Annotated in this window: 1 protein-coding gene; it reads right to left on the bottom strand. The window is 52.1% G+C overall.

Features of this window, described 5'->3' with window-relative positions; all coding sequences use genetic code 11:
• The coding region (locus B2R17_RS05595) for a hypothetical protein (protein WP_286763196.1) at positions 1 to 511 on the bottom strand (511 nt) is incomplete at its 3' end.
• Positions 512 to 539: the final 28 nt, after the last annotated feature.

Genomic DNA, 539 nt, shown 5'->3' on the forward strand with positions numbered 1-539 from the left:
CCGGGCTGACCTTGGTACATTCCCAAGTAGTTAAGATTTCGTTCGCTTCATTCAGGGCGGTTTCGTAAAAGCTTACCGCCATCCGCCAACCGACAAATCCTGCATGAATCTGCTGCGATTCTTCTTGCTGTTCGCCACCTTGCTCATTTACGCAATGACCGTGATTGCTTCGCTTTCTGAAGGGATCAACTGGCCAAGCGTCGCGATCAACGACTTGATGGCGTTCAACTGGCGGTCGCAGTTCGACACGGACTTTCTCATTTACCTTTTCCTCGGTGCAACTTGGATCACCTGGCGTGAAGGCTTCTCTGCCAAGGGGCAATTCTTCGCGTTTCTGAGCGTGTTCCTTGGAGGCATGTTCAGCTTCCCCTATCTTCTGCTTGCGACCTTCCAAGCCGATGGTGATCCCCGAAAGATCCTGTTGGGAATCCACTTCACGCGGGATTGCGAAGATCCCGGCAGTGATCAATAGCACTTGGACAGTGATAATGACGGCTCGTGGAGTCACCATCGCTCCAGAGGTCGTGCAGTTTTTAAGT

Source organism: Rhodopirellula sp. UBA1907 (genome assembly GCF_002337565.1).
Taxonomy (GTDB): domain Bacteria; phylum Planctomycetota; class Planctomycetia; order Pirellulales; family Pirellulaceae; genus Rhodopirellula; species Rhodopirellula europaea.